The organism is Streptomyces sp. NBC_01750, assembly GCF_035918095.1.
Lineage (GTDB): Bacteria > Actinomycetota > Actinomycetes > Streptomycetales > Streptomycetaceae > Streptomyces.
Genome location: NZ_CP109137.1, coordinates 3,329,068 through 3,353,037 on the forward strand (window position 1 = coordinate 3,329,068; position 23,970 = coordinate 3,353,037).

Annotated in this window: 23 protein-coding genes, 1 tRNA gene and 1 pseudogene; 10 read left to right on the plus strand and 15 right to left on the minus strand. The window is 69.1% G+C overall.

Features of this window, described 5'->3' with window-relative positions:
- Positions 1-11 precede the first annotated feature (11 nt).
- Positions 12-1,382, minus strand: a complete 1,371-nt coding sequence (locus OG966_RS14870; RefSeq protein WP_326655212.1) for a peptidoglycan-binding protein — start codon at positions 1,380-1,382, stop codon at positions 12-14.
- A 192-nt stretch (positions 1,383-1,574) separates the two neighbouring features.
- Between OG966_RS14870 and OG966_RS14875 the strand changes: the two genes are divergently transcribed.
- The 3 genes from OG966_RS14875 (at position 1,575) to OG966_RS14885 (ending at position 5,969) form a co-directional block, all read left to right on the plus strand.
- Positions 1,575-1,648: transfer RNA gene (locus OG966_RS14875), tRNA-Lys, on the plus strand.
- 446 nt (positions 1,649-2,094) lie between these two features.
- A complete protein-coding gene (locus tag OG966_RS14880; RefSeq protein ID WP_326650095.1) occupies positions 2,095-4,020 on the plus strand; it encodes a glycosyltransferase family 2 protein in 1,926 nt (641 codons plus the stop codon).
- On the plus strand, positions 4,017-5,969 hold the full coding sequence (locus tag OG966_RS14885) for a galactose oxidase-like domain-containing protein (protein ID WP_442806704.1): 1,953 nt from the start codon (positions 4,017-4,019) through the stop codon (positions 5,967-5,969). Before OG966_RS14880 ends, OG966_RS14885 begins: the two co-directional genes overlap by 4 nt.
- A gap of 92 nt (positions 5,970-6,061) precedes the next feature.
- Here OG966_RS14885 and OG966_RS14890 read toward each other — a convergent pair whose 3' ends face one another.
- Positions 6,062-7,066, minus strand: a complete 1,005-nt coding sequence (locus OG966_RS14890) for a glycoside hydrolase family 6 protein (protein ID WP_326650096.1) — start codon at positions 7,064-7,066, stop codon at positions 6,062-6,064.
- Between the two features lie 203 nt (positions 7,067-7,269).
- Between OG966_RS14890 and OG966_RS14895 the strand changes: the two genes are divergently transcribed.
- Positions 7,270-7,986 carry an ANTAR domain-containing protein gene (locus OG966_RS14895; protein WP_326650097.1) on the plus strand — a complete coding sequence of 239 codons (717 nt, stop codon included), beginning with the start codon at positions 7,270-7,272 and terminating at the stop codon, positions 7,984-7,986.
- 5 nt (positions 7,987-7,991) lie between these two features.
- Positions 7,992-8,744: a GAF and ANTAR domain-containing protein gene (locus tag OG966_RS14900; protein WP_326650098.1), complete on the plus strand. Its 753-nt coding sequence runs from the start codon at positions 7,992-7,994 to the stop codon at positions 8,742-8,744.
- 338 nt (positions 8,745-9,082) lie between these two features.
- Here the strand turns inward: OG966_RS14900 and OG966_RS14905 are convergent, their stop codons facing one another.
- The 6 genes and pseudogenes from OG966_RS14905 to OG966_RS14930 all read right to left on the minus strand — a co-directional run bounded on the left by OG966_RS14905 (position 9,083) and on the right by OG966_RS14930 (position 13,817).
- On the minus strand, positions 9,083-9,748 hold the full coding sequence (locus tag OG966_RS14905; RefSeq protein ID WP_326655214.1) for a class F sortase: 666 nt from the start codon (positions 9,746-9,748) through the stop codon (positions 9,083-9,085).
- Positions 9,749-9,767: 19 nt separating this feature from the next.
- Positions 9,768-10,361: a hypothetical protein gene (locus OG966_RS14910; protein WP_326650099.1), complete on the minus strand. Its 594-nt coding sequence runs from the start codon at positions 10,359-10,361 to the stop codon at positions 9,768-9,770.
- A 94-nt stretch (positions 10,362-10,455) separates the two neighbouring features.
- Positions 10,456-11,235, minus strand: a complete 780-nt coding sequence (locus OG966_RS14915; RefSeq protein ID WP_326650100.1) for an HAD-IIA family hydrolase — start codon at positions 11,233-11,235, stop codon at positions 10,456-10,458.
- 167 nt (positions 11,236-11,402) lie between these two features.
- Positions 11,403-11,539: pseudogene (locus OG966_RS14920) on the minus strand (2-aminoethylphosphonate ABC transporter substrate-binding protein); the annotation flags it as partial.
- A gap of 58 nt (positions 11,540-11,597) precedes the next feature.
- The gene (locus OG966_RS14925) at positions 11,598-12,581 is read right to left on the minus strand and encodes a hypothetical protein (RefSeq protein ID WP_326650101.1); all 984 of its coding nucleotides are present in this window, start codon (positions 12,579-12,581) and stop codon (positions 11,598-11,600) included.
- 135 nt (positions 12,582-12,716) lie between these two features.
- Positions 12,717-13,817, minus strand: coding sequence for an ROK family transcriptional regulator (locus OG966_RS14930; RefSeq protein WP_326650102.1), 1,101 nt, complete (start codon positions 13,815-13,817; stop codon positions 12,717-12,719).
- Positions 13,818-13,865: 48 nt separating this feature from the next.
- Between OG966_RS14930 and OG966_RS14935 the strand changes: the two genes are divergently transcribed.
- Positions 13,866-14,963, plus strand: coding sequence for a Gfo/Idh/MocA family oxidoreductase (locus OG966_RS14935; protein ID WP_326655215.1), 1,098 nt, complete (start codon positions 13,866-13,868; stop codon positions 14,961-14,963).
- Positions 14,960-15,478, plus strand: coding sequence for a heme-degrading domain-containing protein (locus OG966_RS14940; RefSeq protein ID WP_326650103.1), 519 nt, complete (start codon positions 14,960-14,962; stop codon positions 15,476-15,478). Before OG966_RS14935 ends, OG966_RS14940 begins: the two co-directional genes overlap by 4 nt.
- Positions 15,479-15,892: 414 nt before the next feature.
- Here OG966_RS14940 and OG966_RS14945 read toward each other — a convergent pair whose 3' ends face one another.
- The 6 genes from OG966_RS14945 to OG966_RS14970 form a co-directional block, all read right to left on the minus strand.
- Entirely contained in the window at positions 15,893-16,753 is an 861-nt protein-coding gene (locus OG966_RS14945) for a fumarylacetoacetate hydrolase family protein (RefSeq protein ID WP_326650104.1), read from the minus strand.
- Positions 16,754-16,905: 152 nt separating this feature from the next.
- Positions 16,906-17,664 (minus strand): YidC/Oxa1 family membrane protein insertase, encoded by a 759-nt coding sequence (locus OG966_RS14950; RefSeq protein WP_326650105.1) that lies wholly within the window; start codon positions 17,662-17,664, stop codon positions 16,906-16,908.
- A 101-nt stretch (positions 17,665-17,765) separates the two neighbouring features.
- Positions 17,766-18,083: a DUF6412 domain-containing protein gene (locus OG966_RS14955; protein WP_326650106.1), complete on the minus strand. Its 318-nt coding sequence runs from the start codon at positions 18,081-18,083 to the stop codon at positions 17,766-17,768.
- Positions 18,084-18,128: 45 nt separating this feature from the next.
- Positions 18,129-19,619, minus strand: a complete 1,491-nt coding sequence (locus tag OG966_RS14960; RefSeq protein ID WP_326650107.1) for a sodium:solute symporter family protein — start codon at positions 19,617-19,619, stop codon at positions 18,129-18,131.
- Positions 19,616-19,786 (minus strand): DUF3311 domain-containing protein, encoded by a 171-nt coding sequence (locus OG966_RS14965; protein WP_326655216.1) that lies wholly within the window; start codon positions 19,784-19,786, stop codon positions 19,616-19,618. Before OG966_RS14965 ends, OG966_RS14960 begins: the two co-directional genes overlap by 4 nt.
- A gap of 40 nt (positions 19,787-19,826) precedes the next feature.
- Complete coding sequence (locus tag OG966_RS14970; RefSeq protein ID WP_326655217.1) at positions 19,827-20,624, minus strand: class E sortase; 798 nt, start codon at positions 20,622-20,624, stop codon at positions 19,827-19,829.
- A 93-nt stretch (positions 20,625-20,717) separates the two neighbouring features.
- Between OG966_RS14970 and OG966_RS14975 the strand changes: the two genes are divergently transcribed.
- The 3 genes from OG966_RS14975 (at position 20,718) to OG966_RS14985 (ending at position 23,203) form a co-directional block, all read left to right on the plus strand.
- On the plus strand, positions 20,718-21,140 hold the full coding sequence (locus tag OG966_RS14975) for a DUF3592 domain-containing protein (RefSeq protein ID WP_326650108.1): 423 nt from the start codon (positions 20,718-20,720) through the stop codon (positions 21,138-21,140).
- A gap of 28 nt (positions 21,141-21,168) precedes the next feature.
- Positions 21,169-22,185, plus strand: coding sequence for an SEC-C domain-containing protein (locus OG966_RS14980; RefSeq protein WP_326650109.1), 1,017 nt, complete (start codon positions 21,169-21,171; stop codon positions 22,183-22,185).
- A gap of 91 nt (positions 22,186-22,276) precedes the next feature.
- Entirely contained in the window at positions 22,277-23,203 is a 927-nt protein-coding gene (locus OG966_RS14985; RefSeq protein WP_326650110.1) for a YDG/SRA domain-containing protein, read from the plus strand.
- A gap of 11 nt (positions 23,204-23,214) precedes the next feature.
- Here OG966_RS14985 and OG966_RS14990 read toward each other — a convergent pair whose 3' ends face one another.
- Positions 23,215-23,883, minus strand: a complete 669-nt coding sequence (locus OG966_RS14990; protein ID WP_326650111.1) for an ATP-binding protein — start codon at positions 23,881-23,883, stop codon at positions 23,215-23,217.
- Between the last annotated feature and the right edge of the window lie 87 nt (positions 23,884-23,970).

Here is a 23,970-nt window from a genome sequence, read left to right on the forward strand (position 1 = left end):
CAGGCGTGCCGTCAGGCGAAGAGCCGCCGCCAGGTCTCGGGTCCCGGGACACCGTCGGCCGCGCCGCCGCGCCAGCCCTGCGCTCGCTGGAACGCCTCGACATTGCGCCGGTCGGCTTCGCCCCAGACCGGCCCGGGCCCCGACGTGTAGTGCTTGTTGTAGCCGCGCTTCACCAGCTGCCGGCCGAGCTGGGCGACATGAGGACTGGACCGGCCGGCACGGAAGTAGTCACGTCCCGGATACGCGGGCGTGACCGCGCTCTTGCCGGCGGGCCCCGTCACCGCCTTGCCGGTGATGTTCCTGCCCTTCCTGGTCACCAGCAGCCGCCAGGTCTCCGGTCCCGGCAGCCCGTCCGCTTCCGCGCCCTGCCAGCCCTGGGAGAGCTGGAACGCCTGGGTGGCCAGCCGGTCCGGGTCGTCCCAGAGCGGCCCCGGCCCCTGCGGGTAGAAGTGCTCTCCGCCGCGGCCGGCGAGCAGCTCGGCGAGCCGGGTGACGTACTTGTTGTTCGCGCCGGGGCCGAAGGCCGCCAACCCCGGATAGACGTCCATCCCGGGAGAGACGACCGTCCCGGGAGAGACAGCCGTCGCGGCACCGGCGCCGGCGGACGCCGACTCGACCGCGGCGCTGGTGAGGCCGTTGTAGCGATAGGGCAGGTACTTGCTGGAGTTGGTCCAGTACGCCATGGGCGTGGCCTGCCTACGGGTATGCGGCTTCACCTGTTCGTACGCGATGTAGTAGGTGTGCGTGTAGTCGGTCCAGCCCCCGAAGAGCACGACGTGCGAACCCGTGGTCGGGTTGTCCGGGTTGTGGAAGAGCAGCATGTCGCCCGGCTGCAGCTCCTCGCGCGTGATCCGGGTGCCGAACTCGGCGAGGCTCCCCGTCCACTCGTTGGACGCCAGGCCCCACGCCATCGAGACATAGCCCGAGCAGTCCTGGCGGTATCCGTCGGACCAGTACCGCTCCATGCTGTAGGGGACTTGGGCGCTCACCCATTTCTTGGCCCGGTTGATGATCTCGGCGCGGGTCGTCCTGTGCAGCGGAGCGCCGGGCGTGGCCGACTCGCCCGAGGGGCCGTGCAGCGGCCCGCTGCGGCCCTGCTCGGTCGCGGGCTCCGGGTCCGTGGTGGCTCGCGCGTCGACGGCCTCGCCCGGAGGCGCCGTAGCGCCCGGCGGCGCGGTAGCGCCCGGGGGACCGAGGGCGTCCGCCACTCCCGTTCCACCGCTGCCGAGCACCACGCCCGCCGCGATGAACACGGCCAGCGCCCGGCGGAAGCCGTGCGCGCTCGAGTGTCCTCCCGCCGCGAGGACGCGGTGCTGCTGGGCGCAGCCCGCGCAGTGGCAGTCGGCAGCGGGCTCGAACTCCTCGAACACCGGCATCGTTATTACCCTCCGCACTCATCTAAGATCTTTTGGCACTGTCGTACGGGTGCCGGCGTCCACGGTCGGTCACCAACTGTCCCGCCTCATCGCATTTTGACGGGATATAGGTAATAAAAGACGATTCGACAGGCCGGAACGATCAGAGAATGGTCATGAGCACCCGCGGCCGTCGGGTAGAGTTCTCGAGGTCAGCAGGCGCCGCTAGCTCAGTTGGTTAGAGCAGCTGACTCTTAATCAGCGGGTCCGGGGTTCGAGTCCCTGGCGGCGCACGCAGAACCAAGGCCTCCTCACCGCGCGTGAGGGGGCTTTGGTCGTACATACGGACGTTTTCGGCCACTCGATGCCCGTGTGATCCACCCCCGCAAGGGGGCCTCAAATCGTGCATATAAGCGATTAACGCCCCGTTTCACCCTTGCGATCATGACGGGGGTCGTAGACCCTGTCCTGGAGCCAATGCCCTCAATGGGGCATCCTTTTAACGCAGTTGGGCGTATTTGGAGAGGAAAATCCCGCTGCGGGAATAAGGAGCAGGGGGCCCGTTCACAGACCGAACACGTTACGGGCATCATGCAACCAGCAGGTGACCGTTTCGTGTCTGTAGTGACGGTGGCCCGCCACTGATGCGTCCAGGGCTGATGGTCGAGGGGGACCGACGGTCAGGACGAGACGACCGACCACAGCTCACGCAGCCAGCTTGCGTGCGGGGGGATAACTCATGACGTCGACGCCAGACGGCGCCCGGCAGCCCAACGACCCTTCCCGGACGACTCAGCTCCGGATACCGGCGCACCTGCGCACCGCCGGGCAGCGACTGCGCCCCAAGAAGGCGCTGCCGCGGTACGACTACGAGCACTACAGCCGGCTCGCCGGACCCCTGACCCAGCCCGACCCGGCCAAGCCGTACACCGTGCAGTACCGCTCGCTGCTCTCGCAGGAGCCGCACCGTATCCGGGCGGCCCTGCTGCTCGGCGCCGCGCCGCTGGTCTCGCTCGGCCTGTTCGCCTGGCTGATGCAGCCCCAACACTGGACCGAGCGCGACCCGAACCTCAAGAACGACACGCTGCTCATCCTCGACGTCGTCATGCTCGTCTCGATCGGTCTGATCGAGCTCTTCCGCACGATGAACGTCCTGTCGAACGCGCACGCCACGCTGGTGGCCCGCGACCCCGTCCCCGTGGTGCCCGAGACCGGCACCAAGGTCGCCTTCCTCACCTCCTTCGTACCGGGCAAGGAGCCCCTGGAGATGGTGACGAAGACGCTCGAGGCGGCCGTGCGGATCCGGCACCGCGGGCTGATGCACGTCTGGCTGCTCGACGAGGGCGACGACCCCGCTGTCAAGGAGGTCTGCGCGCGGCTCGGCGTCCACCACTTCTCCCGCAAGGGCATCGCGCACTGGAACCAGGCCAAGGGCCCGCACCGGGCCAAGACCAAACACGGCAACTACAACGCCTGGCTCGAGGCGCACGGCGGCAACTACGACTTCTTCGCCTCCGTCGACACCGACCACATCCCGCTGCCCAACTACCTGGAGCGAATGCTCGGCTACTTCCGTGACCCGGACGTCGGCTTCGTCATCGGCCCGCAGGTGTACGGCAATTACGACACCTTCGTCACCAAGGCCGCGGAGTCGCAGCAGTTCCTCTTCCACGCCCTGATCCAGCGCGCGGGCAACCGCTACGGCGCGCCCATGTTCGTCGGCACGTCCAACGCCGTACGCATCAAGGCCATCAAGCAGATCGGCGGTCTGTACGACTCGATCACCGAGGACATGGCCACCGGCTTCGAGATGCACCGCGCCAGCAACCCGGACACCGGGAACAAGTGGCGTTCGGTCTACACGCCGGACGTGCTTGCCGTGGGCGAGGGCCCGACCGCCTGGACCGACTTCTTCACCCAGCAGCTGCGCTGGTCCCGGGGCACGTACGAGACGATCATCAAGCAGTACTGGAAGGGCTTCTACTCGCTGCCCCCGGGCAAGCTCTTCAACTACACGATGATGATCATCTTCTACCCGATGTCGGCCCTCAACTGGATCCTGGCGGCGCTGAGCTGTGCGCTGTTCCTGGGTATGGGCGCCTCCGGTGTGCAGATCGACCCGACGATCTGGATGATGCTGTACGGCAACGCCTCGGCACTCCAGATCGGCCTCTACATCTGGAACCGCCGCCACAACGTCTCGCCGCACGAGCCCGAGGGCTCCGGCGGACTCGCGGGCATGGTGATGTCCGCGCTCTCCGCGCCGATCTACGCACGCTCGCTGATGGACGCCGTACTGCGCCGCAAGAGCAATTTCGTCGTGACCCCCAAGGGCGACTCGTCCAGCCCGGACACCCTCTTCGGCACCTTCCGGATCCACCTCTTCTTCATCCTCGTCTTCGGCGGATCACTCGGCTCCTCCTTCTACTTCGGGCACGACCATCCGGCGATGATCACCTGGGCCACGCTGGCTCTGCTGATCACCGCAGCGCCGATCTTCGTCTGGCGGCACGGCATCCGCGAGGAGAAGAAGAAGCGCAGACGGCGGCACGGCGGCGGACAGCCGCCCGCCTCCACCCCGGAGGCCCAAGTGCCGCAGCAGCGGCCGCACCCTGCCACCACCGACCAGACCATGCAGATCGCCCTTGGGGGACGTAAGAAATGAGCACGATGCCCGTGCGGCCTAACCACCGCAAGAACCGCGCCCGTCGTGTGGCGATAAGTGCGGCGGTGGTCGTCGTGGTGGCCGGGTTCAACGGGCCGGCGATGTGGCGCTTCGGCTCGGAGCAGTACCACGACTACGAGATCAACAAGCCGGAGTACAAGGCGGCCAACGGCCACTGGGACTTTCTGGACGTCCCCGCCGAGTACAAGATCAACACGATTCACGCCGCGCTGCTGCACACCGGCAAGGTGCTGCTGATAGCGGGCTCCGGCAACAACCAGAAGAACTTCGACGCGAAGAAGTTCGAGTCGGTGCTGTGGGATCCGAAGACCAACGACTTCAAGATGATCCCCACGCCCAAGGACATGTTCTGCGCCGGGCACACCCAGCTGCCCGACGGAAAACTGCTGGTCGCGGGCGGCACCAAGAGGTACGAGAAGCTCAAGGGCGACACCACCAAGGCCGGCGGCCTGATGGTCGTCCACAATGAGGACCCCGACGAGCCCAAGACCCTGCCCGCCGGCACGAAGTTCACCGGCAAGGAGAGCGGCAAGACCTTCGTGTCCAAGGACCCGGTCCTGGTGGAGAAGGCGAAGAAGGTCTTCGACAAGAAGACCGGCAGGTTCCTGCGCAACGACCCCGGTCTCGGCCGTATCTATGTCGAGGCCGAGGAGTCCGGGAAGGACTACGAGACCGGTACCGAGGACAACTACCGGGTGCAGGGCCTCAACGGCTCGGACGCCCGCAATGTCTACGGCATCGCGCAGAAGCTCGCGCTCGACAAGAAGGACTTCCAGGGCATCAAGGAGGCCTACGAGTTCGATCCGGTGGCGGAGAAGTACATCACCGTCGACCCGATGAACGAGGCCCGCTGGTACCCGACGCTGACCACGCTCAAGGACGGCAAGGTCCTCTCGCTCTCCGGTCTCGACGAGATCGGGCAGATCGTCCCCGGCAAGGACGAGATCTACGACCCGAAGACCAAGACCTGGAAGTACACCGGGATCATCCGGAAGTTCCCCACCTACCCGGCGATCTTCCTGATGGACAATGGCAAGCTCTTCTACTCCGGCTCGAACGCCGGGTACGGGCCCGCCAACGTCGGCCGTGCCCCGGGCGTCTGGGATCTGGAGACGAACAAGTTCGACAAGATCCCGGGCCTGAGCGACCCGGACAGGATGGAGACCTCGGCGACCGTCATGCTGCCGCCCGCCCAGGACCAGCGGTTCATGGTCATCGGCGGTGGCGGGGTCGGCGAGTCCGAGAAGGCCAGCGAGAAGTCCCGGCTGGTCGACCTCAAGGCGCCGAACCCCCGCTTCAAGGACGGCGCTTCACTCGAGAAGGGCACCCGCTATCCGAGCGCCTCGCTGCTGCCCGACGACTCGGTCCTGGTCACCGGCGGCTCCGCGGACTACCGCGGACGCGGCGGCTCCAATGTCCTCCAGGCGCGTACGTACGACCCGAAGACCGGCACGTACAAGCGGGTCGCCGACCCCGCGGTGGGGCGCAACTACCACTCCGGCTCGGTGCTGCTCCCCGACGGCCGCGTCATGATCTTCGGTTCGGACTCGCTCTTCGCGGACAAGGCCAACACCAAGCCGGGCGTCTTCGAGCAGCGCATCGAGATCTACACTCCGCCGTACCTCTACAGGGACTCCAAGCCCGAGGTGAGCGGCGGGCCGAAGGCCATCAAGCGTGGGGACACGGGCACGTTCAAGGTCAAGAACGCCGCGTCCGTGAAGACGGCGAAGCTGCTGCGGCCGAGCGCCGTCACGCATGTCACCGACACCGACCAGCGCTCGATCGCGCTGGACATGAAGAAGACGGCGGACGGAATCCAGGTCACCGTGCCGAAGAACCGGGCGCTGGTGCCGTCCGGCTGGTACATGCTCTTCGTGACGGACGACAAGGGCACCCCGTCCGAGGGTGTGTGGGTCGAGGTGCCGTAGATCCGCAGCGCGGCAGGTCCGCAAGCGCTTGACCGTACGGGAGAGGGCCCAGCAGCTTCTCGGCTGCTGGGCCCTCTCCCGTACCGCGAAAGCTACTTGGTGTTGCGCGCCAGACCGAGCGCGTACTCCGGCCACCACTCGCCCGCCTTGGGCCCGCCCTTGCAGTCACCGTCCGACTCACCGGGCCGCTTCACCCACAGATACGCGTCGACCAGCGGGTCACCGGTCCTGGCGGTGGGCTCCTCGCCGAGCGCGCGGCCCGGCGGATTGCACCAGTTCTCCTTCGGGTCGCCGCCGGTGTACGGGCCGTTGCCGTTGCGGCTGGTGTCGATGACGAAGTGCTTTCCGCCGACCTTCGCGGAGAGCTTCTTGCCGAAGTCCTTGCTCAACGCGGTCGGAAAGAAGTTGGAGACATTGACGGAGAAGCCGTCCGCCTTGTCGATGCCGGCCCGCTGGAGCGGCTCGAAGAGCGCATCGGGCTGGGACCAGCCGGCGTTGCCCGCGTCCAGGTACACCTTCGTGTTCGGCTGCCGCTTCAGCCGCTCGACCGCGCCCTTGAGCAGGTCGAAGCGCTCCTCGTGGAACTCCTGCGGCGTACAGCTGTCGACCAGGTGCAGCACCGCGTCCGGCTCCAGGATCACCGTGGCCCGCCGGTCGCCGATACCTCGCGCGACCTTGTCCACCCATGCCCGGTAGGCGTCGCCGTCTGCCGCGCCGCCCTTGGAGAACTGGCCGCAGTCACGGTGCGGAATGTTGTAGAGGACCAGCAGCGCGTCCCGGTCGGTCTTGGCGGCCGCCTCGGTGAAGCCCTTCGCCTCGGACTCCGGATTGTCCGGACCGATCCACTCACCGACCGGCTGACCCGCGATCTTCGTGATCAGCTCGGCGTTCTTGTCGTCGCCGTCCTTACGGTAGGAGGCGACCTGCTTGGCGGCCTTCCCGTCGGGATTGACCCAGTACGGATCCTTCTCCTTGGGCTGCTGGCTCACCACCGGCTTCTTGTCCTCGTCCCCGTCGGACGAGCAGCCCGCCAGCAGCAGCACCGCCCCCGCCACGGCCACGCACAGCCGGGCACGCCCGGTGCAACTCCCGTACATCCACTCCCCCTTGGGTGCACTGATTCCAGGCCGTCTCCAGGCGCCCCGTCCCGGACAAGACCGGTCGAATCCATCCTGGCACACCCGCCGTGAGCGCCACGAGGCCGGCTTCGCTTCGTGGACATCCTGTGACCGGGCAGCGGGGATATCATGTGCCAGCTGTTTCGTCACACTCCCTGGAGGAGGGCTTGGTCAGTGCTCGCATGGCTGCCCTGCTGGACGAGCTGGCATTGCAGCGGACCGACGGACTCGACGCGTCCTTCGCGCGTCGGTGCGCCGATGTCCTCGGCGTCGACGGACTGGCGGTCACACTCTCCGGCGACGATTCCTTCGGCGAACTGGTGTGGGCGAGCGACCCGGTGAGCGCCCGGCTGGACGACCTCCAGTTCACTCTCGGTGAAGGACCTGGCGCGGACGCGGCGGACGGCGGCGTGCTGGTACTCGACGCCGATCTCCGCCTGGTCCCACGTTCACGCTGGCCCGGTTTCGTCTCCCCCGCCGAAACACTGGGCCTGCGCGCGGTCTTCGCCTTTCCCCTGCAGATCGGAGCCATTCAGGTGGGCGTACTCACCTGCCGGCGGTCCACGCCGGGACCGCTCGACGCGACCGAACTGACCGATGCCCTGGTGCTCGCGGACGCACTGACCCTGACCCTGCTGGGGGACGTGGCACACGGATTCGCCGAGCATGCCTCGCTGCACCGTGCCGAAGTCCACCAGGCGACTGGGATGATCGCAGCGCGGCTGGGTGTCACACCCGCCGTGGCGCTCGTACGACTGCGAGCGCACGCATACGCGACAGAACGTCCCATCGTGGATGTGGCCAGGGACATCGTGGCGCGGAGGCTTCGGCTTCCCGCCGATGGGGTAGAGCGGGACGGCGACGACACCGGCACGCGAAACCCCGACGGAGTTGGGTGACAAGGATGGACAGCACCTTGCGCGAACAACGGATCGCCTCGGCCTTCGTGGAGCTCGCCGACACTCTCGTCGCCGACTTCGACGTGATCGAATTACTGCACCGGCTGTCGAGCCACTGCGTCGACCTGCTGGACGTCGAGGCCGCCGGACTGATGCTCGTGAACCAGCGCGGCCAACTGCAGACCGCCGCGTCCTCCGACGAACGGTCCTGGCTGCTCGATCTGTTGGAGCTCCAGCACAGCGAGGGCCCCTGCCTGGACACATACGGCAGTGGTACGGCGGTACCGCCGATCTCGCTCGACAGCCGCGAAGCGAAGCTCCGCTGGCCGCAGTTCGCCGCACAGGCCCGGCAGTACGGCTTCGAGGCCACCTACGCCGTACCCCTGCGGCTGCGCGAGCACGTGATCGGCGCACTGAACTTCTTCCTGATGAATCACCAGGAGCAGCAGTCACGGGGGCAGTTGACACTGGCGCAGGCACTCGCGGACGCCGCCACGATCGGCATTCTGCAGCAGCGGACCATACAACAGGGTGAACTCCTCGTAGAGCAGCTGCAGTCGGCGCTCACCAGCCGGATCCGGGTGGAGCAGGCCAAGGGCATGCTCGCGGAGCGGTGGGGGGTCTCCGTGGACGAAGCGTTCGAGTCGATGCGCCGGTACGCGCGGTCGAAGCGGGAACCGCTCTCGCGCCTTGCGCAGCAGATCGCCAACGGCACACTGCCTTCCGAGGCGCTGCGGTGGGCCGGCGACGGGAACTGAGGGCGACGACGTCACGACAAGGCGTCATCCGGCCTCTAGGCCGGACCAGTTCCCCGCCCTAGGGTGTGGGGCAACGGCCCGGCTCACGTGAACCGGACCACAAGACCTCCTGCGCCGGCCCGGGCTTCTCCCGCAGCCCGGGCACCCGCGGTAGAGGACCGGCTCGGCCGGCGGCTCCGGGGGGAGCGCGTCGCCGGTCGAGCCAGGTTGCCGGTCGGGCCGGGTTGCCGGTCGGGCCAGGTTGCGGGTCGGGCCGGGTTGCCGCACTCCGGAGCGGCTCTCCGCGGCATTCGCTTCCCGGTTCACCGCCCGGTTCACTTCCCGGTCCGCTTCTTGATTCACTTCTCGGCGACACCGGTCAGATATGCCGACACCACCACATTGGCGCTGTACGTGCGCGTCGCCCGGTCGAAGGTGCCGCCGCAGGTGATCAGCCTCAGTTCCGCGCGCCCGTCCTTGCGCGGCCCGTAGACCTTCTTCGCATCGAACCGGTCCCGGCCGAAGACCTGGACGTCGTCGATGGTGAATTCGGCGACCGAGCCGTCGGTCCTGGTCACCCGTACCTTCTCGCCGGGCTTGGCGGCACTGAGACCGTAGAAGACGGCCGGTTTCGTCTCGGTGTCGACATGGCCGACGAGCAGCGCGGCACCCACCGCGCCCGGCTGCGTACCCCTGCCGTACCAGCCGACCGTGCGCGGCATCGCGTACGGAGGCGGGTCTATCGCACCCGTGACATCCAGGCCACGCGGGACCACCGCGGCGGTGATGCCTATCGACGGGATGTCCACCTGGTGCGGCTTCGCCGGCTGCATCGGGTCGTGGGCGGGCGGCAGGGGCACGCCGAGCGGGCGGCCGACCGCGGCCACATCGCCTGTGGTGGGGGCGGAGCTGCCGCCGGGGCCGCCGGTGACCTCGCGGCCCCACAGCCACAGCCCGAGCAGCAGTACCGCCCAGGCCACCCCGATGAGCAGCCGGCCGGTGCCGGCCGGACGTTCGGCGGACATGTCAGTCTCGGCGGACATGTCAGTCAGCGTCCGTGCGCCGGCGCCGCGAGGTGCGGGAGGCCACGGCGACCGCCGCCACGCCCGCGAGGACCAGGCCGATCACGGTGTGCGGGGTTCCGGGGCCGGCGTCCTGCGGGTCCGCGTCGCGGGCGGCGAGCTCGGCGGCAGCGCCGCCGCCGCCCGCCCGTACCGGTGCGACGGGCGTCGACTGCTCGGTCGGCTCGTGCGTCGGCTGGTGGGTCTGCTGGTGCTGGACGACCTGGACGACCTGGACGCGGCCGGTGCCGGCGTGGGCATGGCCGTCGCAGGTGACGCTCACGTTGTACGTGCCGGGCTTCACGGTGGATTTGACCGACGTGTTCCCGAACAGCTGGGTGTTCTGTCCCTCCCGGCGCGACAGCTCGGCGTCCGCGACGAATCCCTGCGACGCGACGGCTCCCGTCGTGCCCTTGCAGCCCGTGACACGGAACTGCACCTCGCCGCCGGGTGAGGCGGAAGCCGGGGCGACCGTGACCTTCACGGAATCGCTTGCGTACGCGGTGGTGGCCGCGGGCGCCAGGACGAGTACGGTGGCCGCCCCTGCGGCACGGAGAGCAATCAAACCTGAACGCATCGTGAACCTCCTGATACCCAAAAGATTCACTCGCGCCGGGCGTTTTCGCATCCGCAGGGGCCGGCTCACTGCTCCATATGGGCCTCTGACGTGCTCAGATACGGTCGACGAGATCCGCGATCGAATCGACCACAGTCGACGGCCGGAACGGATACTTGTCCACGGTCTCGCGGTTGGTGAGCCCGGTCAGCACCAGAAACGTCTCCATACCCGCTTCCAGGCCGGCCAGCACGTCGGTGTCCATCCGGTCGCCGATCATGGCGCTGGTCTCGGAGTGCGCACCGATCGCATTCAGTCCGGTCCGCATCATCAGCGGGTTCGGCTTGCCCGCGAAGTACGGATCCCTGCCCGTCGCCTTGGTGATCAGCGCGGCGACCGCACCGGTGGCGGGCAGCGGGCCCTCGGCGGAGGGGCCCGTCTCGTCGGGGTTGGTGCAGATGAACCGGGCCCCGGCGTTGATCAGCCGGATCGCCTTGGTGAGCGCCTCGAAGCTGTAGGTACGGGTCTCGCCGAGCACCACATAGTCGGGCTCGTGGTCGGTCAGTACATAGCCGATGTCGTGCAGGCAGGTCGTCAGGCCCGCCTCACCGATGACGTACGCCGTACCGCCGGGACGCTGGTCGTCCAGGAACTGCGCGGTGGCGAGCGCCGAGGTCCATATGTTCTCCACGGGCACATCCAGGCCCATCCGGGCGAGCCTGGCGTGCAGGTCGCGCGCCGTGTAGATGGAGTTGTTGGTCAGCACCAGGAACGGCGTCCCGGTCTCCCGCAGCTTCTTGATGAAGGCGTCGGCGCCCGGGATCGGCACGCCCTCGTGGATCAGGACACCGTCCATGTCGGTGAGCCAGGATTCGATCGGCTTGCGCTCTGCCATCTGACGGGACTCCTGCCGTGTGCAGTGTGCAGTGTGCTGTTCTGGGACGCCGGAGGCACGGCTCTGTGGCCCTCCGGCGTCCCAGCCTAATCACGTGGTGCTGATCTTGACCCCGGCGGTGCCCAGGTACCGGTGTCAGCTGCCGGTCGCGGACTTCCAGTCGAGCAGTCGAGCAGTTTCCGGCCGTTCTACTGTGCGGGGCCGCTTTGACGAGCCCTGCGGCGTACGGCAGCGCGAAGGTGGTGGGCCTGCCGCCGTCCTTCGCCGGGAACCAGATGCCGAGATTCGGCATGGACGTGGACTCAAGTCCACTTGCCGTCGCCGGACTGTCACCGCCCTTGACCCTGTCGGAGCCGGAACGCTCAGCGTCGCCCGGCACGCAGCCGCCGGGAGGCCAGGACCAGCGCCCCGCTGCACAGCAGTACGGCACCGAGGGCGGCGCTGAGGCGGAGCGGCGGGCCGATGCCGGTCGCGGCGAGCTCGTCGGGAGTGGCGGTGGCCCCGGAACCGTCGCCGTCCACAACGGCGAAGTGGTAGTCGCCGGACTCACCCACCCAGTCGCCGTCGTCGCCCTGCCGCTGCACGATCGCGGCGTTGACCGTGACCTGGTTGGGCGGGGTATCGGCGGCGAGGGCGACCCGGACCTTGACGGTGACCGACTTACGAGCCGGGACGACGAAGCCGGGGAACCCTCCGTCGAGGACCCCGACGACCTCGTCCTCGGCGGTCGTCTCGAGGGCGACGGGGCGCCAGCGGGCCGTCAGGTCGTCGTAGAACTCCAGGGCGACCCGGGCGGCGGTGAGACCGCTGTCGCGTCCGCTGAAGATCATCACCGGGTGGATGCTGCGGCAGCTCTCGCCGGTGGTGTTGGCGAGGTCGACGGACCACTCCTGGAAGCCGCCGCCGGGCCGGTGGGCGGTGGGGCCGCCGTGGATGCGGGTGTCGATGGGGAAGTCGGGGTCGGAGACCTTGCCGCAGGTGGGCTGCTGGTCCGCGGGCTTTCCGGCTCCGGGTACCGGCACCGGTACGGCGGCGGTCCGGGGCGGCGCGGGCCGCTCAGGTGCTCCCGCCCGCAGAGGCGCCGCGGCCCGCTCGGGTACCGCGGCCGCCCGCAGAGGCGCCGCGGCCCGCTCGGGTACCGCGGCCTGCTCACGCGCCGCTGCCTGCTCACGCGACCCTGCTCGCTCAGGAGCCTCGGCGGGCCCGGGCGCCTGGGCGGGCCCGGCGGCGGTTTCGGCGGCGGCGCGTACGGTCACAGCAGCGGCCATCGCGGCGGAGCCGAAGAGCGCCGCGGGCGCGATCGCGGCCGCGGCGACTCCGACGGCGAGGGCATTGCGCAGTCGCATGGGTGACCTTTGCTGTTCGGCTGCTCACGAACCGCCGGGGATCGCCCGGTCCTCCCCAAGACCCTGCCACGCGCGCGCGTTCGAGGGCGCTCTCCGAGGCCTCATACGGCCGTACAGCCTCCCAATTTCCCCCTATCAGCCTATTTTCGGTGCGGCGGGAGACGCTTCGGCGCGCCCGAAGACAGGCGCGAGGACCAACTGCGCGGCGCCCTCCGCGACGACGTGTGCGCCTGTGCCGGTGACGGCCACCGGGACGCGGACCCGCTCGCCGACTCCGCGTACGAACGGCTCGGCGGCCGCCACGACGATCCGGCCGCCGAGCAGCACCCGGTCGATGTCGAGCAGCTCGACGAGGTTCGCGGCGCCGGTGCCGAGGACGCTGGCGGCCAGGTCGAGATCGCCGCGGTCGACGGCCGCGAGGCAGAGCGCTTCGATACAGCCCCGCTTCCCGCACCCGCACTCGGGCCCGTCGAGCTGGATGACCTGATGCCCGAACTCCCCCGCACCGGTGCGCGCGCCGCGGTAGAGCGCGCCGCCGAGGACGAGACCGGCGCCGAGCCCCGTACCGAGATGGAGATACGCGAAGGAGTCACCCGGCCCGCGCAGTGCGAGCCCGAGGGCCGCGGCATTGGTGTCCTTGTCCAGGACGACGGGCAACCCGAGCCGCGCGGCGAGCGCGTCGCGGAGGGGAAACCCGTCCCACTGCGGAAACCCGGTGACGCGATGCGGGACACCGGTGACGTGATCGAGCGGCCCGGGCATGGCCACGCCGACGCCGAGGACGCGTGCGCCCTCCAGCAGCGCCTCGACCTCCGTCGCCACCCGCTCCACGACCGCCTCGGCCCCCGCGCCCAGATCCAGCGGCGCCGTGCGGACCGCGACCGGAGCTCCCGCCAGGTCCAGCAGCACCGCCGTCAGCTCGTCGCGGTCCAGATGCAGCCCGACCGCGTGGCCCGCCGAAGGGACCAGCCGCAGCACCGTGCCCGGTCTGCCGCCGGTCGAGGCGCGGCGGCCCGCATCCGCCGCCAGACCCTCGTCGCGCAGCCGGGCCGTGATCTTGCTGACCGCCTGCGGGGTGAGCCCGGTGCGCTCGGCGAGCTCCATCCTGCTGATGCCGCCCTCACCCGCCGTACGCAGCAGATCGAGCGCCAGCGCCGCGTTATGGCTGCGCAGCGCAGGCAGGTTCGCTCCCGCAGCTCCCGTACCGCTCCTCACCGTCCTGTTCACGGACCCCATTGTCCCCTCCGCTTGCACTTTGGCAACACCGTTGCTTAAGTGGAATACATGACTGGCACCGGCCCCCGTACCCGTACCCCCCTCCGCGTCGGACTCATCGGCTACGGCCTGGCGGGCTCCGTCTTCCATGCCCCGCTGATCGCCGCGACCGAGGGTCTCGCCCTCGACACGATCGTCACCTCGAACCCGGAGCGGCGGGAGCAGGCCCGCGCCGAGTTCCCGGATGTACGCTTCGCGGCCTCGCCCGACGAGCTGTGGGAGCGGGCCGGCGAGCTCGATCTGATCGTGATCGCCTCCCCCAACAAGACGCATGTCCCGATCGCCACTGCTGCCCTCAAGGCCGGCCTCCCGGTCGTCGTCGACAAGCCCATCGCCGGCACCGCCGCCGAGGCGCGTGAGCTCGCCGCCCTCGCCGAGGAGCGCGGCCTGCTGCTCTCCGTCTTCCAGAACCGCCGCTGGGACAACGACTTCCTCACCGTCCAAAAGCTGATCGCGGACGGCGAGCTCGGCGACGTACTGCGCTTCGAGTCGCGCTTCGAGCGCTGGCGCCCCCAGCTCAAGGGCGGCTGGCGCGAGTCGGGCGACCCGCAGGAGATCGGCGGTCTGCTGTACGACCTGGGCAGCCATGTGGTCGACCAGGCGCTGACCCTGTTCGGCCCGGTGGTACGGGTGTACGCCGAGGCCGATGTCCGCCGGCCCGGCGCCGAGACCGACGACGACACGTTCATCGCTCTCACGCATGCGAACGGCGTCCGCTCGCATATGCACGTCAGCGCCATGACCGCGCAGCTCGGCCCGCGTTTCCGGGTGCTCGGCTCGACGGCCGGCTATGTGAAGTACGGCCTGGACCCGCAGGAGACTGCCCTCCGCGACGGCACGCGTCCCGACTCCGACCCGAGCTGGGGCACCGAGCCCGAGTCGCTGTGGGGCCGCCTCGGCGCGGGCGAGTCCCCGCTGACCGGCGGCGGCCGCCCCGTCGAGACGGTTCCGGGCGACTACCCGGCGTACTACGCGGCCATCGCCACCGCCCTGCGCGAGGGCACGGCCCCGCCGGTCACCGCCCATGAGGCGGCGGCCGCACTCGAGGTCCTCGAGGCCGCGCGCCGCTCGGCCAGTGAGGGCATCACCGTGGAGGTCTCCGCATGACCGTCCCGCCCACCCCCTCCACCTCGCCCACCCCGTCCGCGGCGCCCGTGCCCGCGGCGCTCACCGTCGACGAGCTCATCGACCAGGAACGCCGGCTGACCCTGCGCCGGTTCACATACGAGGACGCCTGGATGCTCGGCAGCCTGCTCGTCGAGCTGGCCCGCGAGCGCCGGTCGCCGGTCGCGATCGACATCCGGCGCGGAGCGCAGCAGCTCTTCCACTGCGCGCTGCCGGGCTCGAGCGCCGACAACGACGCGTGGATCGACCGCAAACGGAGGGTCGTCGAACGGTACGGCCAGAGCTCGTTCCTGGTCGGCACCCGCCACCGCGCGAAGGGCACGACGTTCGAGGAGTCGTCGCGCCTGGACCCGGACATGTACGCGGCCCACGGCGGCTCGTTCCCGATCACGGTCGAGGGCGCGGGCGTCATCGGCTCGGTCACGGTCTCGGGCCTGCCACAGGCGGAGGACCACGCGATGGTGGTCGAGGCGCTGGAGCGTTTCATCGCGGCGTGAGACGAGGAATGAGCCCACCCGGGGCACCCCACCCCGGGACGGACCCACTCCCAGCCCGCCCGGCGCCCTTTCACCCCGCCCGCCGCGTAATTCAGCCCGCCCGCCGCTTGAGGACAACCCACCACCGGACAGACCCATCGCCCGGCGCGTATTTCAGCCCGTCCGGCGACTGAGGACAACCCACCGCCGGACAGACCCATCCCAGCCCGTCCGCCGCCCATTCCAGCCCGCCCGGCGACTGAGGACAACCCACCGCCGGACAGGCCCATTTCAGCCCGTCCGGCGATTGAGGACGACCGGCCGCCCGGACGGACCCGGCCACCAGCGCCCGGCCCGCACCCCCACCCACGGGGATCCCGCACCCACCCCCACAGGGATCCCGCACCCCACCCACGGCCCCTCGCCGGGAGGCGCCTACGCGTTCTTGAGCTCCTGGCGCTGGCGGCCGAGCCCCTCGACCTCCAGCTCCACCACATCACCGGCCCGCAGGAACGGCTTCGGCTCCGGCTGCCCGAGCGCGACGCCCGCCGGCGTACCCGTGTTGATGACGTCCCCGGGGTACAGCGTCATGAACTGGCTGACGTACCGCACCACCTCAGCCACCGGGAAGATCTGGTCGCCGGTCGTGCCGTTCTGCTTCAGCTCGCCGTTCACCCAGAGCCTGAGCGAGAGCGCCTGCGGGTCCGGCACCTCGTCCGCCGTCACCAGCCACGGGCCCAGCGGGTTGAACGTCTCGCAGTTCTTGCCCTTGTCCCAGGTGCCGCCGCGCTCGATCTGGAACTCGCGCTCCGAGACATCGTGCGAGACCGCGTATCCCGCGACGTACGACAGCGCGTCCTCGCCGTCCTCCAGATAGCGGGCCGTACGTCCGATCACGACCGCGAGCTCGACCTCCCAGTCGGTCTTCCGGCTGCGGCGCGGCACGAGCACGGTGTCGTAGGGCCCGACGACCGTGTCGGCCGCCTTGAAGAACACCACCGGCTCGGCCGGAGTCTCCGCGCCCGTCTCGGCGGCGTGGTCGTGGTAGTTCAGCCCGATGCACACGACCTTGCCGATACGGGCGAGCGGCGCCCCGGTACGCAGACCGTCGGCGTCCAGTACGGGCAGCCCACCGGCGTCCGCCGCGGCCCGTATCCGGGCGAGCGCCGACGCGTCGGCGAGCAGCTCCCCGTCGATGTCCGTGACAAGGCCGGACAGGTCGCGCAGCGTCGTCCCGTCCTTGTCGAGCAGAGCCGGGCGCTCGGCGCCCGCCGTACCGACTCGCAGCAGCTTCATGGTCAATCTCCCCTGGTCGAGTGGGAAATCCGGCCAATGGGGCTCCCTGCCGGAGGCAGGGGACGGGTGGCGGCCATCGGGAGGATCGGAGGATTGGCTGATCCTCCAAGACAGCGGACCACTCCGCAAGACCCCGTTCACAACCTGGACCTTTACATCGCGGTAGCAAGCGCGTTCGCGGCAGGCATGTCCCGGTAGAGGAAGGCCCGCTCGACCGCCGTCCAGGTGGTGCTGGTGACCACATAGAGCGCGGCGGCCAGCGGCACCCAGGCCACGGTCAGGAGCGTGGCGAAGGAGAGCAGCGGCATGACCTTCGTCATCGCGCTCATCGCGCCCATCGCGCCCATGCCCGGCATCTGCTGGTCGGACATCATGGGCGCGGCCGCCATCTGACGCTTCGTACGCCGGTAGTTGAAGGTGGCCACGGCGGCGACGATCGCGAAGAGCGCGACGTACACCAGTCCCGCGCCGCCGAAGACCCCGCCGTGCGCGAGCGCGTCCGACCAGCGGTCGCCGAGGGGCGCGGCGCCGAGCGTGTGGCTGAGCAGACCGTTCGGCCCGCCGCCGATCCGCGCGCTGGAGAACAGGTGGTACATCAGGAAGAACGCAGGCAGCTGCAGCAGGCTCGGCAGGCACCCGGAGAGCGGCGAGACCTTCTCCTTCGCGTGCAGTTCCATCAGCGCCTTCTGCATCCGCTCCGGGTTCTTGCCGTGCTTCTTGCGCAGCTCGGCGATCTGGGGCGAGAGCCTGGCCTTGGCCTTCTGGCCGCGGGCGGCCGCCCGGGAGAGCGGATGGACGGCGAGCCGCACGAGCGCGGTGAAGACGATGATCGCGGCGGCCGTGGCGGACGCGTGGAAGAGCGGCTGGAGCAGGTCGGCGAGGTGTGTGACCAGGCTGGCGAAAACGGACATGGGTGAGCCCTCCGAGGGTCTCGTCGTGCCGGGATGAGGACATGGCGGCATGACGACCCGCGAGGGGTGATTCGAGGGGGTTTGTGCGAGTTGAGGTTCCCCTACGCGGCCGTCAGGAGGGAACGGCCGGGTGCTCGGGGCCGGGTCCGGCCCTTGGCGTCGGGATCGCGCTGTGGCAGGAACGCGGTGCGTTGCTCACGGTCGCGGATGGCGGTGCGGACCCGGGTGGGTGGCACGGCAGGCGCGCAGCGTGCGCTGATGACCGCGCAGACGACGAGCGCGGAACCGGCGGCAGCGGTGGCGGTCGCGGCGAGCGCCACCGCCGCGGAGAGGCTGCCGCCGTCGATGAGCAGCACTTCGACGAGGAGGAGGATCAGCAGCGCGGCGGGCCGGAGCAGCCGCGTCGGACGACCGGTCATGCTCCCCCCTCACTCACGCACTCGTCGAATTCGAACCTCCAGCCGTTATACACGATCGGCATCGGGGAGCGGATCCTCCGCAAGTACGTCCTGGTCCGGCCGCGGATCACGACCAGCCGGCCCCGCGTACGTCACCGCCAGCGCCACGACCAGGTTGGCCGCGAGCGCGACCATCCCCGCGTTCACTCCCCACACCGGATCGTGCCCGGTGAAGACCAGTACACAGACGATCGCCACTCCGGCCGCGAGCCCGCTCACCGCGCCGGCGAGGGTCAGCCGCCGCCAGGTCAGACCGAGCAGCAGCATCGGCAGGAGCTGCGCCATCCCTTCGTACGAGACGAGGGAGAGCCGTACGAGCGTGTTGGGCGCGGTGTACGTCATCAGCAGCGCGATCCCGCCCGCCGCCACGACGACGGCCTGCGCCGCGCCCTTCTGCCGCCGTCGCAGCCGCGGCGCGAGCGAAAGGACGCTCCGCCCCCACATCGTCCCGATGACCAGCATGAAAACGGCCATCGGCACGATGGAGGAGAGCGCGGCGGCGACCCCGATGATCCCGACCACCCAGGGCGGCAGCGAGTCGACCACCAGCTTGAACAGGGCCAGATTGGACTCCGCGCCGACGAGGCCGGGCACCACGAAGAGCGCGGCCATGCCGAGCAGCATGGGGACGAAGAGCAGGACGTTGTAGGCGGGCAGCCAGATGGCGTTGCGTCGGAGCGCGTCCGCGTCGCGGGCGCCGAGATAGCCGGCGACGGTGGTCGGGAAGATCACGACGGTGAGGGAGTTGAGGACCGTCGTCGTCATGAACCAGGCCTCGCCGAACCCGCTGCCGCCGTGCCCGGGCAGGGTCAGCCACTCGCTCTTCTCTGCGACGAGCCGCCCGAGGAAGTCGCCGTATCCGTCGAAGTAGTGCAGCGGCACATAGATCGCCAGGAAGGCGAGGGTGACGATGACAAGGCTGTCCTTGAGGACGGAGACCCAGGCGCTGCCGCGCAGACCGCTCACCACCACAAAGCCGGTGGTGACGGCGAAGGCGAGGAAATAGGCCCGGTTGAGGCTGATCGCGCCGTACGAGATCGTCGAGACGACCACGCCCATGCCGGTGATCTGCAGCTGGATGTACGGCAGCAGGAAGACGGTCGCGAGGACGGCGACGAGCGCGCCCAGCCAGGGCCGTCCGTAGCGGTGGGCGACCATGTCCGTGATCCCCACGAGTCCGTGCTTGCGGGCGTAGCCCCACAACATGGGCCCGACCACATAGCCGACGGCGTAACCGCAGGACATGTACGCGACCACATAGAGCACCGGTGACCCGTAGTTGTAGCCCCAGCCCGCGGCGCCGAGATAGCTGAAGCTGGTGTAGCCCTCGCCCGCCATCAGCACCCAGATGAAGACGGCGCCGAGGCTGCGCCCGCCGACGGACCACTCGGCGAGCCCACCGGTCCCGCCGCCGCGGCCGCGGACGGCGAGCAGCCCGAGGGCGACGGTCGCCACCATGAAGACGCCGAAGATCGACGTCGCGATCGCGCCGTTCACCTGCGGCCTCCTCGGTGGTCCCCGCGCCAGGTCAGCCATACGGCGACGGGCGTGAGGAGCGTCGCTCCGAGCAGCCATACAAAGAGGAAGGGCAGCCCGAGGACGATCGGCCGGACGCGGTTCACCAGCGGCAGCGCGCCGACGAAGAAGACGTACGGAACGAGCAGCCACAGCAGTTGAGGACGACGTTTGAGCACGTCCGGGACCCTAGCGCGGTCGCATCGACGTCAACTTCGCCCACACGACAAGCCGGTACTTGGAGGTGTACTCCGGCGTGCAGGTGGTGAGGGTGAGGTAGTACCCGGGCGCGCTGTACCCGGCACCGGTGTTCACCATGCTGCGCGGCACAGCCGCGATCACCCCCGTATCCCGGCTCGAGGTCTGAGCCACCCCCTTGTCCACCTCATACACATAGACCCCCTCCCGGGTCTCGACCCGGACCTCGTCGCCGCCCCTCAGCCGGTTGATGTACCGGAAGGGCTCCCCGTGCGTATTGCGGTGCCCGGCGACGGCGAAGTTCCCGGCCTCGCCGGGCTGGACGGTCTGCGGATAGTGCCCGACGTACCCCTTGTCGAGTACACCCTTCCTCCCGATGCCCTGGGCGACGGGCGCGACGACGCCGAGCCGTGGGATGCGGAGGACGGCGTAGGCCTGGTCCCAGCGGGGAGTGCGGGCGGCGGCTCTGCGGGCGGGCGACGAGCCGGGCGCTTCGGTCGCCGTACCGGTCCCGGTCTCCCCGGCGGCGGGCGTCCCGGCAGGAACGGGCTCGCCGGGCACCTCGACGGACGGTGCCTCCCCTCCCCCTTCTCTCCCCCACTCCCGCTCCAGGGCCTGGACCTTGTGCTCCGCGCCCTGCCGGGCCTCCCGGTTGGTCCACCACAGCTGATGTACGACGAGGAGGAGTACGACGACCCCGAGGGTGACCGTGACCTCGGCGCTCGTCCACAGCCCACGGGCGAACGTGGCCCGCCGCCGCGAGCCGCGCCCCTGCGCCACCACCAGCATCCGTTCCCGTTCTCTCTCCCGCTGCCGCACGGCGGCACGATAGGTGCCGGCCCGTCAACTCACCAGACCCACGACCTCCTACGATGGCGCCGCATGAGTCCCTTCTGGTTCCTGACCCTCGTGCCCTTCCTCGCAGGCCTTGCCATCTGCGCCGTACAAGGCACGAACTACATCCTGGCGGAGCTCGTACGCAGCACCGGCCGCAGCGCGCTCGGCACCGTGACCGGCCACATAGCCACGCGCGAGGCCTCCTACTCCACGGCTCATCCGGTCGTGCGCTGGACGACGGACGACGGTACGGAGGTCGAGCAGCCGCTGATCGACAACAGCGGCAGCCCGCACCGGCTCCCCGAGGGCTCACAGGTCCGCGTCCTCTATACCCCTCACAACCCGCAACACGCCCAGCTCGACTCGCCGGCCGCCCGCTCCACGGCGCTCCTCACGCTGGCGCTGGGCACGGCGCTCTGGCTCGGATCGCTCATGGCCGTACTCGTGAGAATCGGCTCATCCCTGTGAACCGCCGTACAGCAGTACGGTGTCCACCATGCGCCCCGACACGCCTGCTGACCACACCGCCGAAGCCGAGCGCCTGCTGCGTACCGCGGACCGGTACCCCGAGGACCACGAGCCACTGCTGCTCCAGGCCGCGGCCCACCTGGAACTGGCGGGCGACCGCGAACACGCCTCCACCCTTTACGACCGCCTGCTCGCGGCCGGCCCCGAGCACCCGCTGCTGATCAAGGCCCTCCAGGCGGCGAACCTCTGGGAGTACGGCCACGAGGCGGAGGCCCGCGCCCTGATCACCGGCATCCGCACGGCGGCCCCGGCGGACCCGGCGCCCTGGGAGATCGTGGCGGAGACGCTGGAGTCCCATGACGAGCTCGAGGCGTCCCACGACTGCTTCACCACGGCCCTCACCCTGCTCCTCCCCCCGGGAGAGGACGAGGTCCCCTACGCGACCCAGTCCCTCCTCACGGGCCGCCACCGCGTCCGCCGCCTCCTGGGCCTGCCGCACGACGAGTGGGACGCCCAGGCCGACTCGGTCCACACGTCCCACACGGCGGACATCTCGCTGGACGAACTCCACGACCCGAAGCGCCTGTGGGCCCTGGGCTCGGACAACCCGGCAGAACTCCAGGCCGAAATCGCCCGCCTGAGGTCTGAACTGGGCTCGTACCGCTCGGCCCTGTCACGTCCGTTCCCGGTGGCGGTGCTCCACTGGCCGGAGGGCGAACTGAACGAACTCCTCGCGGCGTACCCCGAGTTGGAATCGGAGTACCCGACCCGGAGGGCCCACCTCACGGACATCGAGGCCTCGATGCGGGACCTGTCGTCGACGGGCACGGAGAACCTGGGCATCGTGACGGCGACGGTCCCGTCGTACGAGGCGTTCGCAGCCTCGGAACAGTCCTCACCGGCGAACGCGGACCTGCTCCCGCAGTACGCAACGACACTGGCGGCGAGGGGCCGGGCGGTGGCATGGCCGCCGGCGAAGGGGGCGGCGTGCTGGTGCGGGTCGGGGGCGGTGTACCGGGACTGCCACGGGGGAGCAGTTTCATGACTGTTCCTGGAGCACCCAGGATCGGATCCGAAGAGCCATGAGTCTGCCTCGAACTGATCCACGAACGTCAACCAGTTGACATCATGTGCTCATGGCTAGTGAGTCGAAGCAGGTTATGTTTGGCACCCCCGACGGCGTCTCTGAGGGCGACTGGTTCAAGGGGCACAACGACCTCCACGCTGTCGGGTTGCACCGATTTCTCGGTCGCGGCATCTCCGGGACGGCCAAGACAGGCGCCGACTCCATCGTCCTCTCCGGTGGGTATATAGACGACAAAGATGATGGCGCCGAAATCATCTACACCGGCGAAGGCGGCCGGGACCGGGACACCGGCCATATGGTTGCCGATCAGTCGCTGACCGACGAGGGAAATGCGGCTCTGGTTGTATCGCAGGGCCTCGGCTATCCAGTTCGCGTGATCGAAGGACTGGAGATCAAGGGAAAGACCCGGCGGCGAGCAACTGGCGGTTACCGGTATCGCGGCCTCTACCAAGTGGCAGACCATTGGATTACCAATGGGCAGGAAGGTTTCCGCATCTGCCGATTTAAGCTCCTCAAACTCGCTCCAGGCGAAGAGGCGAAGCCGCAGTCGGTGGACCCTGACGCGGGCGAGGACACCGATCTCGAGGAGGAGGTGCGACGGTACGTCGCCCATAACCGCCTGGCGCGGGACTCAAAGGTGGCTCGGGAGATCAAGGCTCTACATAACAACACCTGCCAGATATGTGGGCTTCGGCTTGTTATTTCACCGATGGGTGAGGCATACGCTGAAGCCGCACATATTCAGGCCTTGGGGAAACCACACTTCGGGCGCGACCGAGTGCAGAATGTCCTCTGCCTGTGCCCTAACTGTCACACTCGGTTTGATCGTGGAGCGCTTCACATAACCGACGAGTTCAAGGTCATCGATAGCTTGACCGGCAAGTTCGTCTCGGAGCTAAGGCGTATCAAGTCCCACAACATAGGGGTGGAGTTCATCCAGAAGCACAGGGCGCGATGGCAGGATCGCTCGATCTAGCACTTCGGGAATTACCCCTGCAACTCTTCCACCTTCCCCAGCTCGGACTCGAAGTGCACTTGGGCGCGATCCAGCACCTCGTCCGGGTCGCGACCATGGGCTCGGAGCCAGTGGAGCAGGTCGGCGATCAGCTCGATCGCCGCCTCCTCAGCGACAGCCGCACTCAGGCGGCCCGAGACGGTCGGCTGCGGATGGCGAGCAGCGCCGTAGAGCGCGAGGTATTCCTCGGCGTGTGCCACTCGCGGACCGCCGGTGTGGCCGTGCGGGTCGGTGAGATCCGTAGCCAACTCGCACCACACCACCTTGGAGTCCGCCCGAAGGATCACACCCCAGCGGTCGGTCACGGCGTCGACGAGCGTCATTCCACGCCCCGACTCCGCCTCGCGTTCTGCGCTGAGCAGAGTGGGCAGTGCTCGCGCGTCTGGGTCGTGCAGCTCGATACGGAGGCGGGTGCCGCTCATGGAAACCGCGAGCGTGGCAGGCGTGCCAATACCCACATGGTTGATGACGTTAGATGTCAGTTCCGTGACGCAAATCTGAGCCGAGTCGACCAGCTCCGGCAGACCCCACAGCGTCAGGTGTAGCCGCAGCACATTGCGCAGACCCGCGATCTCGCTCGGCTCTGCCTCGAAGGACAGGTCCCAAGGTTTCCGCCTGACGCAGTCACTCGCGTAGTTCATTTTGGCTTGCCTCCCAGTGCAGAGCTGCACGGCCCTACTGAGGTTGAACTCGTGGAGTCGTAGGGGCTGACGGCTCGTGGGTCCTGC